The sequence below is a fragment of the Pseudomonas sp. FSL W5-0299 genome (assembly GCF_005930655.1).
Classification (GTDB): domain Bacteria; phylum Pseudomonadota; class Gammaproteobacteria; order Pseudomonadales; family Pseudomonadaceae; genus Aquipseudomonas; species Aquipseudomonas mandelii.
The window spans coordinates 1-16299 of sequence record NZ_RXHX01000023.1 but is presented as its reverse complement, the minus strand read 5'-3'; the positions used below and the strand labels follow the sequence as shown (position 1 = coordinate 16299).

Annotated in this window: 14 protein-coding genes and 2 tRNA genes; 12 read left to right on the top strand and 4 right to left on the bottom strand. The window is 59.3% G+C overall.

Going from position 1 to position 16299, the window contains the following annotated elements:
- Positions 1–97: 97 nt before the first annotated feature.
- From FHL16_RS23140 to thiO, 7 genes are read left to right on the top strand one after another with little or no spacing between them, the layout of a single operon-like run.
- On the top strand, positions 98–571 hold the full coding sequence (locus tag FHL16_RS23140) for a GspH/FimT family pseudopilin (RefSeq protein WP_077749393.1): 474 nt from the start codon (positions 98–100) through the stop codon (positions 569–571).
- Positions 568–1017, top strand: coding sequence for a type IV pilus modification protein PilV (pilV, locus tag FHL16_RS23135; protein ID WP_077749392.1), 450 nt, complete (start codon positions 568–570; stop codon positions 1015–1017). The genes FHL16_RS23140 and pilV overlap by 4 nt, the downstream gene beginning before the upstream one ends.
- Positions 1014–1727 carry a PilW family protein gene (locus FHL16_RS23130; RefSeq protein WP_077749391.1) on the top strand — a complete coding sequence of 238 codons (714 nt, stop codon included), beginning with the start codon at positions 1014–1016 and terminating at the stop codon, positions 1725–1727. The genes pilV and FHL16_RS23130 overlap by 4 nt, the downstream gene beginning before the upstream one ends.
- Positions 1724–2194 (top strand): pilus assembly PilX family protein, encoded by a 471-nt coding sequence (locus FHL16_RS23125; RefSeq protein ID WP_042932549.1) that lies wholly within the window; start codon positions 1724–1726, stop codon positions 2192–2194. The genes FHL16_RS23130 and FHL16_RS23125 overlap by 4 nt, the downstream gene beginning before the upstream one ends.
- Complete coding sequence (locus FHL16_RS23120; RefSeq protein WP_077749390.1) at positions 2181–5291, top strand: pilus assembly protein; 3111 nt, start codon at positions 2181–2183, stop codon at positions 5289–5291. The genes FHL16_RS23125 and FHL16_RS23120 overlap by 14 nt, the downstream gene beginning before the upstream one ends.
- Positions 5292–5305: 14 nt before the next feature.
- Positions 5306–5707 carry a type IV pilin protein gene (locus FHL16_RS23115; RefSeq protein ID WP_077749389.1) on the top strand — a complete coding sequence of 134 codons (402 nt, stop codon included), beginning with the start codon at positions 5306–5308 and terminating at the stop codon, positions 5705–5707.
- Between the two features lie 58 nt (positions 5708–5765).
- On the top strand, positions 5766–6866 hold the full coding sequence (gene thiO / locus FHL16_RS23110; RefSeq protein WP_077749388.1) for a glycine oxidase ThiO: 1101 nt from the start codon (positions 5766–5768) through the stop codon (positions 6864–6866).
- Positions 6867–6995: 129 nt separating this feature from the next.
- On the opposite strand, the gene FHL16_RS23105 is transcribed toward thiO, so the two are convergent.
- From FHL16_RS23105 to FHL16_RS23090, 4 genes are all read right to left on the bottom strand, one after another.
- Positions 6996–8336 carry a sigma-54-dependent transcriptional regulator gene (locus FHL16_RS23105; protein WP_077749387.1) on the bottom strand — a complete coding sequence of 447 codons (1341 nt, stop codon included), beginning with the start codon at positions 8334–8336 and terminating at the stop codon, positions 6996–6998.
- A 2-nt stretch (positions 8337–8338) separates the two neighbouring features.
- Complete coding sequence (locus FHL16_RS23100; protein WP_010467553.1) at positions 8339–9928, bottom strand: sensor histidine kinase; 1590 nt, start codon at positions 9926–9928, stop codon at positions 8339–8341.
- The gene (locus FHL16_RS23095) at positions 9918–10151 is read right to left on the bottom strand and encodes a PP0621 family protein (protein WP_077749386.1); all 234 of its coding nucleotides are present in this window, start codon (positions 10149–10151) and stop codon (positions 9918–9920) included. Before FHL16_RS23095 ends, FHL16_RS23100 begins: the two co-directional genes overlap by 11 nt.
- Before the next feature lie 113 nt (positions 10152–10264).
- The gene (locus tag FHL16_RS23090) at positions 10265–11287 is read right to left on the bottom strand and encodes an outer membrane protein assembly factor BamD (protein ID WP_010467556.1); all 1023 of its coding nucleotides are present in this window, start codon (positions 11285–11287) and stop codon (positions 10265–10267) included.
- Positions 11288–11438: 151 nt separating this feature from the next.
- Between FHL16_RS23090 and rluD the strand changes: the two genes are divergently transcribed.
- The 5 genes from rluD to FHL16_RS23065 all read left to right on the top strand — a co-directional run bounded on the left by rluD (position 11439) and on the right by FHL16_RS23065 (position 16297).
- A complete protein-coding gene (gene rluD / locus FHL16_RS23085; protein WP_007942311.1) occupies positions 11439–12401 on the top strand; it encodes a 23S rRNA pseudouridine(1911/1915/1917) synthase RluD in 963 nt (320 codons plus the stop codon).
- Positions 12398–13117, top strand: coding sequence for a peptidoglycan editing factor PgeF (gene pgeF, locus FHL16_RS23080; RefSeq protein ID WP_077749385.1), 720 nt, complete (start codon positions 12398–12400; stop codon positions 13115–13117). The genes rluD and pgeF overlap by 4 nt, the downstream gene beginning before the upstream one ends.
- A 156-nt stretch (positions 13118–13273) precedes the next feature.
- Positions 13274–15838 (top strand): ATP-dependent chaperone ClpB, encoded by a 2565-nt coding sequence (gene clpB / locus FHL16_RS23075; protein ID WP_010467561.1) that lies wholly within the window; start codon positions 13274–13276, stop codon positions 15836–15838.
- Between the two features lie 300 nt (positions 15839–16138).
- Positions 16139–16214 (top strand) — tRNA-Asn (locus tag FHL16_RS23070).
- A gap of 9 nt (positions 16215–16223) precedes the next feature.
- Positions 16224–16297 (top strand) — tRNA-Pro (locus FHL16_RS23065).
- Positions 16298–16299: the final 2 nt, after the last annotated feature.

Here is a 16299-nt window from a genome sequence, read left to right as displayed (position 1 = left end):
ATTCCGTGCGCGAGTAATGGCAAATCAACCGCACGCCGGGCAGTCGAATGTTCTAGCGTGTAGAAGCAGGTATAGCCGACGGCAACGGAGGGCACCGATGGATCATCGTACAAAAGGTTTCACGCTGATCGAGCTGCTGGTCTCGCTCGCGGTCTTTTTGATCCTGATCACCCTGGCCGTACCGGCGTTCACCCGGTCGGTGCAAGGCACCAAGGCAGACACCGAAATCGGCGACCTGCAACGCGGACTCAATTTCGCACGACTTGAGGCCATCGACCGGGGCGTCTCCATTCGGGTTCGTCCGATCGCTGTTGGTGGCGCCTGGACCGGTGACTTGGCGGTATATGACAGTACGAACACCCCGGCCAATGTATTGCGGGTTGTTCCAGCACTGAGCAGCGGCGCGAGTCTGACGCTACCCTCAGGAGTGACCGCCATCGATTTCAACAATCTGGGTGGTTTGTCAGCGCCAGCCACACCCGTGGTGATCAGCTATGTATTGGGGGCGCAAACCAGGACGCTGAATGTGTGTTTGAACGGACGAATTCTATTGGGTGGAAGTTGCGGATGAGGGAACGGGGCAAACATGCACAGGAGGGCATGACGCTGATCGAAGTGCTGGTCGCGTTGGTGATTCTGACCGTGGGGCTGCTGGGCGCGGCGGCGATTCAGCTCAATGCGCTGAAATACACCGACAGCTCGCGGATGACCAGCCAGGCGAGTTTTATCGCCTACGACATGATGGACCGTATCCGCGCCAATTCCGGCGCCGACTACACTGTGACGCCTCCGACGTCGGGCAACCTGAACGTCGCCCGCGATCAGGACCTCTACGACTTCACCACCAATATCGTCAATTTCGGCGGTGCGACGGCCACTGGCACCATTACGCTGAATCAGCGCGTGTACACCATCACCATCACCTGGGATGACTCGCGCGCCGCCAATATCGCCAACTCGCGCCGCAGCTTTGTCTTGACCAGTCGCGCCACGGTCGACCCGGTGGCAACCCCATGAGGCGGTCCAGCAGAGGTTTCGGGCTGATCGAGTTGTTGATTGCCCTCGCGTTGAGTTTGATTGTGGTGCTGGGCGTGGCGCAGATCTTCATCGCCGCCAAGAACACCTACATCAGCCAGAACGCCGCCGCCGCCATGCAGGAAGATGCGCGTTTTGTGCTCAGCAAGATGATTCAGGAAATCCGCATGGTCGGCATGTTTGGCTGCCTGGGGACGATCACCGATTCAAGTACAGGGGGGAGCTTCGCTGCCAGTCAGATAACGCCGATCAGCTGGGATAATGCCAACCAGAAATTGACCCTGGTGGCCGCCGATGTGGGAGCGGGTGGCGGGGCGCCAGCCTGGACAGTGGTTTCCGACTGTCGAAATACGGCGACGGCGTATACGAATCCACCGGCTCTGACATCGGGGCAGTTGGCGTTTCCCATACGGCGGCTGATCTACAGCTTCAGCAATAACAAAATCATGATGGGCTCCGGTCCCGGCACGCCGGCCCAGTTTGTACTGGTCGATAACGTCAGTGCCTTCAGCGTGCTCTTCGGCCTCGCCAATTCGGCCACCGATGTAGCCGCTTCCAGCTACAGCGCCAACCCGTCCGACCCCGCGCGAATTCGCAGTGTGCGCCTGACGATGACTCTCTACGACCCGAACAGTCGGGTTAAAAATCAAACCTTCACCGTGGTTGCCGCCTTGCGCAACAGGTTGCCATGAGGGAGGCCTCCATGACGTTTCATGCCCAGCGGGGTATGGCGCTGCTGGTCAGCCTGGTGTTTCTGCTGTTGCTGACCTTGATCGGTCTTTCATCGATGCAGAACGCCACGCTGCAGGAAAAAATGGCCGGCAGCGTGAGCTTGCGCAACCAGTCGTTCCAGGGCGCCGAAGCTGCATTACGCGTGGGAGAAAGCGCGGTGCAACTGGACAGCTATTCATTGCCGGTCTGCAGCCAGTGCGCGCCACCGTCGGACGCGTTGACGGTCACTGCCGCCGGCCCCGGTTCGACCCCCGGCGTGACCTGGATCGCCTCGGGCAAGGGCTTTTACGGGGTGCAGAATATCGGTACTACGGTCAACGCCGTGAATGTGCCGAGCAACACCTCGGCGACGCTTTACCGGGTGACCGCTGTCGGCATCGCGGGCAACTCGCGCAGCGTCGTGGAGAGTATTTATGCGAAGTACTGAAGGGCGCCGTGGCGTGTGGCAGCTGCTTTACGGCGTGGTACTGGGGCTTTACCTGTCCGCACCGGCGTATGCCTTCACGCCGTCGGATTCACCGCTGTTGAGCGGCGCAGCCGTCCCTCCGAACGTCATGCTGCTGATCGACGACTCGGGGAGCATGAACAATATCATTTGGGCGTCGGGGTTCAATCCGGCGGCCAACTATGGGCAGATCGCGATTTGCAGTTCCAACACCTCCTGTTTAAGCGGTCAGAACCTGAACATGAGTGATACCAATATTTTGCTGTCGAGCCTCAATCGCGGCGGTTGCTCGACCAACGGCAACTGGTACGGTTTTTATCGCGGCTTTCTCGGTTTGACACCCATCTGCCTGAAGCTGCCGGACCCGGTGGGCAATGAAAATACGCGCTACACCGCCGACTACCTGGCTTATCTGCTGGGGTTGGCCAACGGTTCGAGCAAGGATTTCACCACGGGCACCAGCGCGATCCCCAATGAATACCGGATCAGCGTGGCCCAGGATGTCTCCACAAGCCTGGTCTCCAGCAATCGCTCGCTGCGTATCGGTCTTGCGACGTTCAATCCGCCTACAACCAGCAACTCCGGTGGTGGTGGCTTCATCGCCCGATCGATCAGCGATCTCTCTGCGGTGAGCGGCAGCGTCACCCAATCCCAGGCGGATACCAACTACAACAACCTGATCTCTGCCATCAACGGCTTGAGTGCCGTGGCCAATACACCGCTGGCGGAAACCTACTATGAAATAAACCGTTATTTTCGAGGCCTGGCGCCGGTCTACAACTCGACACCGGCGACTTACAGCAGCCCGATCCAGTATCGCTGCCAGAAAAACTATGGCGTGGTGATCACCGATGGCTTGCCGACCTTTGACCGGACTTTTCCCGGCACCGACCCACTGGCGGGCGCTCGCCTTCCAAACTGGGATGGCGTGAATAACGATGGCGACAACCTCAATGGTGATGGAGAAGGCGACACGCTGTATCTGGACGACATCGCCAAGTTTGGCTTCGACATCGACATGCGTTCCACGGGAACCGATCTGGCAGGCAAAAGCTGGAACGCTGGGGATTTTCCCAAGCAGAACATCAACACCTATACCGTGGGCTTCACCGCCGCGAACCAAATGCTGTCGGATGCCGCCAACTACGGACAGGGCAAGTACTACCAGGCGACCGACAGCGCAGGACTCAGCAGTGCGCTGTCCTCGGCGCTGAGCGACATCACCTCCAAGGCCGGTTCCGGTGGCAGCGGCGTCACCAGCGGCACCACCCTGGCCAGCAATTCGAGTTACTTTCAGACCATTTATGACCCCAAGGACTGGCGCGGCACGATCAAGTCCTTTGGCTTCACCTCGGCGGGTATCGTGAATACCTCTGCGACACTCTGGACCACCGACACCACGATCGTCCCAGGTGCCACAGCGCCGACTTACCAGTCCTGGAACACCCTGACCAACGCCGCAGTCACCTTGGCGTATGCCAGTTTTTCCCCGGCACAACAGACCTCCCTCAGCCAAAGCCTGCCCACCGGCATTACCGGCAGCGATCTGGTGGAGTGGAGCAAGGGCACCAACAAAACCGGGCTCAAGGTGCGTAGCGTGCTGCTCGGCGACATCATCAATTCACCCCTCGTACTGGCGTCACCCACGGACAAGACCGCCTCTGATCTGGTGGGGGACACCACTTACAGCACCTACCTGACCACCAAAGCCTCCACCATGAGTCCCAGCCTGGTGGTGAATGCCAACGACGGGTTTGTGAATGTCATCAACTCGGCCAATGGCACCCGGCGTTATGCCTACATGCCGTCCAGCGTGTTGCCATCACTGCGCTACATCGCCGACCCGACCTACATCAACGGTGTGAGCCACAAGTTTCTGGTCGACGGTCAGGTCGGGGTGTTCGATGCCCAGTTCAGCAGCGTCTGGAAAACCCTGGCCATTGGCGGAACCGGGGCTGGCGGCAGGACTTTTTATGCGTTGCAGCTGTTCGATGCGTCAGCGGGCAACGTGTTCAAGGCGCTGTGGGAAATCAGTGCGCCGGCCACGGCCAATACTGCGAACGCTTTCAATGATCTGGGTTATGCCTATGCACGGCCGGAAGTGGCACGCTTGGCCGACGGTCGCTGGGCCGCGTTCATTTCAAACGGTTATGGCAGTAACTCCGGAGTGGCGGCGTTGTACGTGGTGGACGTTCGTGACGGCTCGTTGATCAAGAAAATCGTGGTCGACAGCGCCGACACCAACAATGGCCTGTCGTCGGTGAAGCTCAGGGTCAACTCGCAGAATGTGGTGCAGGCCGCCTATGGTGGCGACCTGAAAGGGCGGTTATGGAAGTTCGATTTGAGCGCTACCGCCCCCGACTCCTGGGGCGTGGCATTCTCCGGCAAGCCGCTGTTTACCACGGCGGGCGGTGCCACTCAGCCCATTACTGTGCAGCCGTTACTGGCGGACAATTCATTGGGCGGCAAGGAAGTGTTTTTCGGCACCGGCAAATTCAACGAGACTGCCGACAAGACCAACAAGGATTTGCAGGCGTTCTACGCCGTGTGGGATGCGGAGGGCGGCGCGGGTCAGATCACCGTGTCCAGTTTGCAGGCACAAGCGGTGACCGGTGTGTTCTCGGGCAGCACCGGACAGTTCATCACCACCAGCCAAAACGACGTGACCTATCCGGGGGAGAAGGGCTGGTACTTGCCGCTGGTGTACAACAGCGTGTTGACGGGGGAGCGGGTGATCAATCAGGCCAGCCTGGTGCTGGGACGGATCGTCTTTACCACGGCGAGTGTGGACACCACTGACCCGTGTGCCAGCTTTGGTACCGGCAAACTGGTCGAACTGGATGCGTTCAGCGGTAAGATGCTCAATTATGCGGTGCTCGACACTAATAACGACGGGACGGTCGACAGCACGGACACGGTGTCCAGCGGAGTGATTTTTACCGGTGGCATCCCGACCCTGAACGCCATCGTCAACGGCGCGACCCGCAAGGTCGTGAACGATTCCAGTGGCGGCATCAGCACCCTGGTGGAAAAATCCGGCGGCGGCAGCCGTCGCATCATGTGGCGACAAATACAGTAAGTGAGAGTGAAGGAATGCGTAGATCCAACCGAGGTTTCACCCTGATCGAAATCATGATCGTGATTGCGATCATCGGGATCGTCATCACCATTGGTGCTCCGAGCCTCACCGAGTACGTGAAAAAGGGCCGCCGCACCGAAGTGGCCGGGCTGCTCTCCGAGCAGGCACAGATCCTTGAGCGGTTCTACTCGAAGAACAATGTCTATACCGCTGCCACCGGACTGAGCGCCGGCAACGATTTTTACACCATCACCCCGACCCTGACCGATCAAACCTTTTTGCTGACGGCAACGCGCAAGACCGGCGCTGCAATGGCGACTGACAAGTGCGGGGATTTCACCCTCACCAACACCGGCGTCAGAAGCATGGTCAATGCGACGTCCGGGTTGGCGACCAAAGATTGCTGGGGTCGCTGAGTTCCTTTTTCGGGCGACTTTTTTGCGCCCTCTGTCTATTTACCGGTTGGATCAGAACATGAGCAGGCAACAGCAAGTGGTGATTGTCGGCGGCGGCGTGATTGGGCTGCTGACGGCGTTCAATCTCGCATCCGAAGTGCAAAGTGTTGTGTTGCTGGATCGTTCGAGCGTGGGGCAGGAATCGTCATGGGCCGGTGGCGGGATTGTTTCCCCGCTCTATCCATGGCGCTACAGTCCGGCAGTCACCGCGTTGGCGCATTGGTCCCAGGATTTTTATCCGCAGCTCGGTGAGCGACTGTTCGCCGCAACCGGGGTTGATCCCGAAGTGCATACCACCGGCCTGTACTGGCTGGATCTGGATGACGAGGCCGAGGCGTTGGCCTGGGCCGAGCGGGAAAACCGTCCGTTGCGGGCTGTGGATATCTCGGCGGCACACGATGCCGTACCAGTGCTGGGCCCCGGGTTTTCCCGGGCGATCTATATGGCTGATGTGGCCAACGTGCGTAATCCACGGCTGGTAAAGTCCCTGAAGGCTGCATTGTTGGCGCTGCCGAACGTGACGATTCGTGAGCAGTGCGAAGTCAGCGGGTTTATTCGCGAAGGCGACAGGGTTGTCGGCGTGCAGACTTCGGTGGGCCCCGTCCACGGTGATCAGGTGGTCCTGACGGCTGGCGCCTGGAGTGGTGACTTGCTCAAGAGTCTGGACCTTGAGTTGCCGGTCGAGCCGGTCAAAGGGCAGATGATTCTTTACAAGTGCGCGGCGGACTTCCTGCCGAGCATGGTGCTGGCCAAGGGGCGTTATGCGATTCCCCGGCGCGACGGACACATTCTGATAGGCAGTACGCTGGAGCATGAAGGCTACGACAAGACGCCGACCGACTCGGCGCTGGAGAGTCTGAAGGCATCAGCGGTAGAGTTGATTCCTGCGCTGGCAGAGGCCGAAGTGGTGGGGCATTGGGCCGGATTGCGCCCGGGTTCGCCGGAAGGCATTCCCTACATTGGCCGAGTGCCGGGGTTCGATGGACTTTGGCTCAACTGCGGGCATTACCGTAACGGGCTGGTGCTGGCGCCGGCGTCGTGTCAGTTGTTTGCGGATGTGATGTTGGGCAGGGCGCCGATTATTGATCCTGCGCCGTATGCGCCGACCGGGCGGATCTGACAGCAAGATTCTTTATTGCCTGCCAGATCGCTTTCGCGGGCAAGCCTCGCTCCTACAGGTTTGAGTCGTTCAATACACTTGTGAACGACACACCCCCTGTAGGAGCGAGGCTTGCCCGCGAAGGAGCCCTCAATCCAGACCCAATTTCTTGAGCCGATATCGCATCGATCTGAATGAAAGATTCAACCGCTGAGCCGCCGCCGTGCGGTTCCAGCGGGTTTCCTCCAGTGCCTGGAGGATGAGTTTGCGTTCGACGTTTTCCAGATAATCTTCCAGGTTATCGATTTGCGTCAGGTCCGGCACGCCGCTCTCTGCCGTGCAGTTACCTTCGGCCAGTCGCAGGTCGCTGGCTTCAATCTGTTTGTTCTCGCACAGGGTGTAAGCCCGCTCCAGCACGTTCTCCAGCTCCCGTACGTTGCCCGGAAAACGGTAACTTTTCAGCGCATCCAGGGCGAGTGGATGGAGTTTTGCGGCGGGTTGACCGCTGCCGGCCGCCAGGCGCTTGAGCACATGGCTGGCCAGCGGTTCGATGTCGTCGCGGCGCTCGCGCAAAGGGGGAACGCGCAGTTCGATCACGTTCAACCGGTAGTACAAATCCTGGCGAAAGCGTTCGGCGGTGACTTCGGCATCGAGGTCTTTGTGGGTGGCACAAAGGATGCGGACATCAACCACCATTTCTTGCTGACCGCCGACACTGCGAATGGCTTTCTCCTGAATGGCTCGGAGCAGTTTGACCTGCATCGCCAAGGGCAGATCGGCCACTTCGTCGAGAAACAGTGTGCCGCCGTGGGCGGCCTGGAACAGCCCTGGTTTGTCTTCGATGGCGCCGCTGAAACTGCCTTTGCGATGGCCGAAGAATTCACTCTCCATCAACTCTGACGGAATTGCCCCGCAATTGACCGGGACGAACGGTTGATTAGCCCGCGGGCCCTGCTCGTGGATCAGTCGGGCGACCAATTCCTTGCCACTGCCGGATTCGCCGCTGATGTACACCGGGGCCTGACTGCGTGCGAGTTTGTCGATTTGTTTGCGCAGGTTGCGCATGGGCAGTGAATCGCCCAGCAACCGGCGATCGATGGCGGTACTGGCGCCACCCGGTGCCGGCAAGCGCAGGGCGCTGGTGACCAGTTCGCGCAGGCGCGTCAGGTCAACCGGCTTGGTCAGGAAGTCGAAAGCCCCTGCCTTGAGGGCGTTGATTGCTGTTTCGAGGCTGCCGTAAGCGGTGATCATCGCCACCGGCACGTGTGGGTAACGCTGCTGGATGTACTGCACCAACTCAAGGCCGGTGCCGTCGGGCAGGCGCATGTCGGTCAGGCACAGGTCGAATGTCTCGCGCATCAACAAGGCTTGGGCTTCGCCAAGGTTGCGGGCACTGTAGGTATCGAGTTTCATCCGTCCCAGGGTGATTTCCAGTAGTTCGCGGATATCCGGTTCGTCGTCGACGATCAGGACTTTTGGCCGTGGGCTCATGTTCAACTTTGTTTCCGTCCGTGAGCAAAAGTGATGCGAAAGCAGCCGCCGCCTTGGCGTGGTTTGAAGTCTAGGCGGGCCTGGTTGCTTTCGCACAGCTCACGGGACAGATAAAGCCCCAGGCCTGTGCCCTGGCTACTGGTGGTGAAGAACGGTTCGAACAAATGCGTTTGTTGGTCCGGCGCCACGCCGGGGCCGTTGTCCCGGACTTCGAGCGTCGGCAACTGGCTGTCGGGCTCGACAAACAACTCGAGCCAGGCCTGCGCCAGGTCGTGATTCAGGGCGCTATGGCGCCAGGCATTGCGCAACAGATTGTCGAGAATCTGAGTCAGCTGATTAGGGTCCATCAGGGTTTTGAAGTCGCCCGGGCCGATGTGCAGGTGAATCAACTGGCGATCGGTCGCGCCTTCACGGGTTTCGGCGACGAAATGCTCCAGCCACGGCTTCAGATCGAGCCGTTGCGGTACGGTTTGCTGGCGGCGGGACAGTTGCAGGACGTTTTCGATAACCCGATTCATTCGCTGAGAGTGGTCTTGAATAATCTGCGTCAGACGCCGATCCGCGCCGTTCAGTTCCTCGGATTCCTGCAATAGCTGCGCGGCATGACTAACGGCGCCCAGTGGATTGCGGATTTCATGGGCGATACCCGCCGTCAGGCGCCCGAGTGCGGCGAGCTTCAGTTGCTGCGCTTGTTGAGCGATCTGGGCAAGGTCCTCCAGAAATACCAGGGTGTGGTGGTTCGGGCTTTGGTCCAACGCAATGAAGCTGGGTTGCAGTTCTATGCCACTGCTGGCGATTTTCAGGCTTTGCGGTCGCAGCGATGGATTGTTGAACCACAGCTGAAGGCGTTCGACCAAGGCCGGCGAATAGTCGTCGATCAGCTGACCATCGAGGTCGTTCTGCCCCAGTAAGGTCAAGGCGCTTTGATTGGCCAGTCGCACCCGCCGCTGGTCGTCCAGCACCAGAATGCCCGTGCGCATGCGGTGCAGGATCAGCGCATTGAGCGCTTCCAGGCCAAGCACTTCACTGGCTCGCTGTTCGGCGAGGTTTTCGCTGACTTCCAGTCGCCTGATCAGACCTTGCACGAGCAACGCCGCGGCAAAACACAGCGCGCCGAGAGTGCCGACTTGCAGGTACTCGCCGGGACTGATCGGGTGACTGAAACTCAGGAGGAAGCCAAGGCCGACGATGCCAAGGGCGGCGACCGCCGCGATCAACAAGCCGATACGTCCGCGCAACAGGGTGTTGCTGATGGCCACCGAGACAATGAGCAGGTTGCCGATGGCGCTGGCCACACCGCCCGCGGCATAGAACAGGCCGCACAGCAGCAGGACATCGACCAATGCAAGGCTGAAAAGCTGTGCCGGCCGTCGGGTGTTCTGCCAAAAGACCACCAGCAGGATGTTCAGCACCAGGTACAACCAACTGCCACTGCGCAGCAGGTCATCCTGGGCGAAGGCCAGCAGCTGGTTGTCCATGTTGCTGGAAATCAACAGTACGAGGGTGATGCCGACGCTTAAACGGTAGAGATGGTAAAGACGCAGCAGTCGCTGTGCCTGTTTGCCGCCGGGAGTGGACGTCTCAGCGACCACTTGGGCCCGGGCCTTGCTCTAGGTGAGCCTGGCTGCAATACCACTGTTGTTGAAGGCTCAGCGCGCGATCGCGGGGCAGGTGTACGCCGCAATGCGCGCAGCGGACCATCGGTGCGGCATCCAGCTCGGCGGAGGACCTGGGCGTGGAATTCGAAGCCTTGAACTTGCGCCAGAACCATACCGCAGCGGCAATCAGGGCGATCCAGAACAGTAAACGAAGCATGGTGAGCTGCTTTATTGGCTAATGAGCAGGCAGTTTAGCCAAGGACCTGACCTGCGCACAGCGCAATAAAAAAGGGAGACTCAAGAGTCTCCCTTTTTGCATAACCCGATGTGTCAGTCGAACACGCCGAAGGTCATGTAGCTGAACCACGAGCGGTCTTCGCTGTTGGCTTCGGACTCGTGTTCCTCTTCTTCGATCACGTCGCCATCTGCATCTTTAGGCTTCAGATCGTTCGGAATCGCGTCCTTGGCATCCTGGAACTGCTTCTGCACGTCCTGGTTGGCGCGGGTTTCGCCCGGCGGCAGAGGAGGACGGGATTCGATCAGGCCCAAGGTGGCCTTGCTCAGCCACGAACGGTTGTCGGCTTCGTCGACCGAAGGCTTGAACTGACCGTCTACCAGGCTTGGGTGGTTCGGGTAGTTGAGCTTCAGGGTTTCAAGGCTGGTGGCTGCCAGGTCGTCCAGGTGCAGACGTTGGTAGGCTTCAGTCATCACCGCCAGGCCGTCACCGACCGAAGGGGTTTCCTGGAAGTTTTCCACTACGTAACGGCCACGGTTTGCAGCGGCGACATAGGCCTGACGGGTCAGGTAGTAGTCGGCAACGTGAATCTCGTAGGCCGCCAGCAGGTTGCGCAGGTAGATCATGCGCTGCTTGGCGTCCGGCGAGTAGCGGCTGTTCGGGAAACGGCTGGTCAGCTGGGCGAACTCGTTGTACGAGTCGCGGGCCGCACCCGGGTCACGCTTGGTCATGTCCAGCGGCAGGAAGCGCGACAACAGGCCGACGTCCTGGTCGAAGGAGGTCAGGCCCTTGAGGTAATACGCGTAATCCACGTTCGGATGCTGTGGGTGCAAACGAATGAAACGCTCGGCAGCAGACTTCGCAGCCTCAGGCTCGGCGTTCTTGTAGTTGGCGTAGATCAGCTCGAGTTGAGCCTGATCGGCGTAGCGCCCGAACGGATAACGCGACTCCAGTGCCTTCAGCTTGGCTGTGGCGGCAGTGTAGCTATTGTTGTCCAGGTCGGTCTGAGCCTGCTGGTACAGCTCGACTTCGCTAAGGTTTTCGTCTACGACTTCCTTCGATGAGCAAGCAGCGGTCAATGCGAGGATGGCGATCAGCAGCAGGTGTTTCACTTGCATGGCGGCTTGCGTCCCTATGACGGCCGCTGTCTTGGGCGGGGCCGTCCTGTTATGATGAGCGCCCCGTTGAATAGCCTCGGGGCAAAAGACGCCGTATTTAACCACAAGCGCGCAGCCGAAACCAAAGGCTGTGCCGACGCCTAGTCTGAGCATGTCCGATAAAATTGAACTTCGCGCAGAGGTGCCGTCCGAATTGGGCGGCCAACGCCTCGATCAAGTCGCCGCACAATTATTCGCTGAGCACTCGCGCTCGCGCCTTTCCGCCTGGATCAAAGACGGCCGCCTGACTGTGGATGGGGCGGTTATCCGCCCGCGAGACATCGTTCATGGTGGCGCCATTCTTGAACTGACTGCCGAGCAGGAAGCTCAGGGCGAATGGATCGCTCAAGACATCGAGCTGGACATCGTCTATGAAGACGATGACATCCTGGTGATCAACAAACCTGCGGGCCTGGTGGTGCATCCTGCCGCCGGTCACGCGGATGGCACCTTGCTCAACGCCTTGCTGCACCACGTGCCGGACATTATCAATGTGCCCCGCGCCGGTATCGTGCATCGCCTGGACAAGGACACCACCGGTCTGATGGTGGTGGCCAAGACCATTCAGGCGCAGACACAGCTTGTCACGCAATTGCAGAGCCGTAGCGTAAGCCGGATCTACGAATGCATCGTGATCGGTGTGGTGACGGCCGGCGGCAAGATCAATGCGCCGATCGGTCGTCACGGCCAGCAACGCCAGCGCATGGCCGTGATGGAAGGGGGCAAGCAAGCCGTCAGCCATTACCGCGTACTTGAGCGTTTCCGCTCTCACACGCACGTGCGGGTGAAGCTGGAAACCGGTCGTACACACCAGATTCGCGTGCACATGGCCCACATCAACTACCCGTTGGTCGGAGATCCTGCCTACGGCGGTCGCTTCCGCATTCCACCGGCCGCCAGTGTGACCATGGTCGAATCGTTGAAGGCGTTCCCGCGTCAGGCACTGCATGCGCGGTTCCTGGAGCTGGATCACCCGACCACCGGTAAACGCATGAGCTGGGAATCGCCATTGCCGGATGATTTCGTCTGGTTGCTCACGCTGCTCAAGCAAGACCGCGAGGCGTTCATCGGATGAGTGACTGGCTGATTCCCGACTGGCCTGCGCCTGCCGGGGTGAAAGCCTGCGTTACCACCCGTGCGGGCGGCGTCAGTCTGGCGCCGTTCGACAGCCTCAACCTTGGCGATCACGTCGGCGACAACCCGGAAGCGGTTGCCGAAAATCGCCGACGCCTCACCGATCATTTCTCTATTCAGCCGGCCTGGTTAAAGCAGGTTCACGGCATTGCCGTGGCCCATGCCGACCCCAATATCACGGCAACCGCTGATGCCAGTTGGACGACAACCCCCGGCATTGCCTGCGCGGCAATGACCGCCGATTGCCTGCCAGCGCTATTTTGTGACCGTGCCGGTACTCGCGTCGCGGCGGCCCATGCCGGTTGGCGTGGATTGGCGGCAGGTGTGCTCGAAGCGACGCTCGACAGCCTGGCGGTGCCTCCAGAAGACGTGCTGGTCTGGCTGGGCCCGGCCATTGGCCCGCAAGCCTTTGAAGTCGGCCCGGAAGTGCGCGAGACCTTCGTCCAGCAACTGCCCGAAGCGGCCAAAGCCTTTGTGCCCAGCCAAAACGCTGGCAAGTTCATGGCCGACATCTACGAACTGGCGCGTTTGCGCCTTGCTGTGCGCGGTGTCACCGCTGTTTATGGTGGCGGTTTCTGCACCGTGACCGATCCTCGCTTCTTTTCTTACCGCCGCAATCCACGCACGGGTCGGTTTGCCTCTCTTATCTGGCTGTAGTGCCCTATCTGGGGTACGAACGCTAGACTTCTCTGATCTACATCAATTCCAAGACGCTTGAATCTCCCAGAATCGACCACATCTAATGAGGTATCTGGCAGGTTTCTTCATTCAGGATGTTTTATAGGTCCGGCCTGCTCAAAAGGAAGGTGACCCATGCGCATAGATCGTTTAACCAGCAAATTGCAGTTAGCTCTATCCGACGCCCAATCGCTGGCCGTCGGCCTTGACCATCCCGGCATCGAGCCGGCGCACTTGATGCAGGCCATGCTTGAACAGCAGGGTGGTTCGATCAAGCCCCTGCTGATGCAGGTCGGTTTTGACGTCAACAGCTTGCGTAAAGAGCTGACCAAAGAGCTCGACCAGCTCCCGAAAATCCAGAACCCGACCGGCGACGTGAACATGTCGCAGGATTTGGCGCGCCTGCTTAACCAGGCCGATCGCCTGGCCCAGCAGAAGGGCGATCAGTTCATCTCCAGTGAGTTGGTATTGCTCGCCGCGATGGACGAGAACAGCAAGCTCGGCAAATTGTTGCTCGGTCAGGGCGTCAGCAAAAAAGCCCTCGAAAACGCGATCACTAACCTGCGTGGTGGCGAAGCGGTCAATGACGCCAATCACGAAGAGTCGCGCCAGGCGCTGGATAAATACACCGTCGACCTGACCAAGCGTGCCGAAGAAGGCAAGCTCGACCCGGTGATCGGCCGTGACGACGAAATTCGCCGGACGATCCAGGTCCTGCAACGTCGCACCAAGAACAACCCGGTGCTGATCGGTGAGCCTGGCGTGGGTAAAACCGCCATTGCCGAAGGCCTGGCCCAGCGCATCATCAACGGTGAAGTGCCGGATGGTCTGAAGGGCAAGCGCCTGCTGTCCCTGGACATGGGGTCGCTGATTGCCGGTGCCAAGTACCGCGGCGAGTTCGAAGAACGCCTGAAATCGCTGCTCAACGAGCTGTCGAAGCAGGAAGGGCAGATCATTCTGTTCATCGACGAACTGCACACCATGGTCGGCGCCGGTAAGGGCGAAGGCTCGATGGACGCGGGCAACATGCTCAAGCCTGCATTGGCACGCGGCGAATTGCATTGCGTTGGTGCGACCACGCTGAACGAGTACCGCCAATATATAGAGAAGGATGCGGCACTCGAACGGCGCTTCCAGAAAGTCCTGGTGGACGAGCCGAGCGAAGAGGACACCATCGCGATTCTGCGGGGCCTCAAAGAGCGTTATGAGGTTCACCACAAAGTCGCGATCACCGACGGTGCCATCATTGCCGCGGCCAAGCTCAGCCATCGCTACATTACCGACCGTCAATTGCCGGACAAGGCCATCGACCTGATCGACGAAGCGGCCAGCCGTATCCGCATGGAGATCGACTCCAAGCCGGAGGTCCTCGACCGTCTGGAGCGCCGTCTGATTCAGCTGAAGGTGGAATCCCAGGCGCTGAAGAAAGAAAGCGACGACGCGGCGAAGAAACGTCTGGAGAAGTTGCAGGAAGAAATCGTTCGACTCGAACGTGAGTATTCGGACCTCGAAGAAATCTGGAACTCGGAAAAAGCCGAAGTACAGGGTTCTGCGCAGATCCAGCAGAAAATCGAACAGTCCCGTCAGGAACTGGAAGCCGCGCGCCGTAAAGGTGATCTGAACCGCATGGCCGAGCTGCAATACGGGGTGATCCCGGACCTGGAGCGCAGCCTGCAAATGGTCGACCAGCATGGCAAAAGCGAAAACCAGTTGCTTCGCAGCAAGGTGACTGAAGAAGAAATCGCTGAAGTCGTCTCGAAGTGGACCGGCATTCCGGTGTCGAAAATGCTCGAAGGCGAGCGCGACAAGCTGATGAAGATGGAAAGCCTGTTGCACCAGCGTGTGATTGGTCAGGACGAAGCGGTGATCGCCGTTTCCAACGCGGTGCGGCGTTCCCGGGCCGGGTTGTCCGACCCGAATCGTCCGAGCGGTTCGTTCATGTTCCTCGGCCCGACCGGTGTCGGTAAAACCGAGCTGTGCAAGGCGCTGGCCGAGTTCCTCTTTGATACGGAAGAGGCGATGGTGCGGATCGACATGTCCGAGTTCATGGAGAAACATTCCGTGGCCCGGCTGATCGGTGCGCCACCGGGCTACGTGGGCTATGAAGAGGGCGGTTACCTGACTGAGGCGGTGCGTCGCAAGCCTTACTCGGTGATCCTCCTGGACGAGGTCGAGAAGGCCCACCCGGATGTGTTCAACATCTTGCTGCAAGTGCTGGAAGATGGCCGCTTGACCGATAGCCATGGCCGCACGGTAGATTTCAAGAACACCGTGATCGTCATGACCTCCAACCTGGGCTCGGTGCAGATCCAGGAACTGGTCGGTGATCGGGAGGCGCAACGCGCGGCGGTGATGGATGCGATTTCCACGCACTTCCGGCCGGAGTTCATCAACCGGGTCGACGAAGTGGTGATCTTCGAGCCGTTGGCGCGGGATCAGATCGCGGGCATTACCGAGATCCAGTTGGGTCGTCTGCGCAGTCGCCTGACTGAGCGCGAGTTGAAACTGGAGCTGAGTCCAGAGGCCATGGACAAGCTGATCGCGGTGGGTTACGACCCGGTGTACGGCGCACGACCGCTCAAACGAGCGATTCAGCGCTGGATCGAGAACCCGCTGGCACAGCTGATTCTGTCCGGTCGATTCATGCCTGGCGACACGGCTGTCGGCAAGGTGGAGAACGACGAGATCGTATTTGCCTGACCCGTCACGGCGGTGAAATAAACAAGGCCTCGCATTGCGAGGCCTTTTTTTCGTCAGGTTGTTGAACTGAAAGGAAAAGGCTTGTAAAGTGCGCCCCGCAGTAAGTCGCCCGTAAGGGTTTCTGCTCCCCAAGCAGAAATCTGAAATAAGTTGCAAATCATTAACTTGAATGCAATTTAAGGGGTTGACAGAGGTGCTTAAGATTGTAGAATAGCGCGCCTCAGACACACGAACGCAGCGATGCGAACGGGTCGAAGAGAGTGCAACATTGCGTCAAACGTTGTAATTGAAATATGTAGTTCCGTGATAGCTCAGTCGGTAGAGCAAATGACTGTTAATCATTGGGTCCCAGGTTCGAGTCCTGGTCACGGAGCCAATTTCAAACCGGGGTATAGCGCAGTCCGGTAGCGCGCCTGCTTTGGGAGCAGGATGTCAGGAGTTCGAATCCCCTTACCCCGACC